Source organism: Thiolapillus sp., from assembly GCF_048562965.1.
Taxonomy (GTDB): Bacteria; Pseudomonadota; Gammaproteobacteria; order Chromatiales; family Chromatiaceae; genus Thiolapillus; species Thiolapillus brandeum_A.
Map to the genome: position 1 here is coordinate 1 of NZ_JBHNMF010001595.1, position 542 is coordinate 542.

The following is a 542-nucleotide window of genomic DNA, read 5'->3' on the forward strand; positions in this document are numbered from 1 at the left end:
ATAGCGCCAAATACTGGCATGAGGAAAAGACGTGGACGGCAACGCAAGCGTGTCTTCGGCCTCGTGATAGATTTTGGGACATCCCAGTCCCCAAAATCGACTCGGCCTTTGACAACCTATTGGTGCCCCAGCCGTCCTGGTCACCAAGCACTACGCAACAACTTCGCAAGCTCGTTGCTGCTCCGTACTTGTCTCCCAATGACTGGACGCCGCGTTCAGAGGCCTACTTTGTTTTCCCTCTGGCGCAAGGCACGCCGGGAAAACAGTGCGGCCTCGCGGCTACTGGGGTCTACCAGCCTTCGCTTCGCTCTCCATGGCTGGCAGCGAGATACTGCTACTGGGATTGGGGATTCAGTCTCCCTGGAAACTGATGAATCAACACTTGGATACGAGTAAACAGCCGCATGAACTTCATCTGGAAGTTAACCCGGAAATTTCACCGCCCCACTGGAAATAGGCCTCTTTTTGTTGCATAAAGTAAGGGTTACCAAACACTTACCAGCAACAAAACAAAGAGGCCTATGAATACAGAGTGTAAACCA

General features: G+C 52.2%; 1 protein-coding gene. It reads left to right on the forward strand.

Annotation, left to right across the window (positions count from 1 at the left end):
• Positions 1-371 (forward strand): hypothetical protein (locus ACOCD2_RS25710; RefSeq protein ID WP_419626420.1); only part of this gene is annotated, 371 nt, incomplete at its 5' end.
• Positions 372-542: the final 171 nt, after the last annotated feature.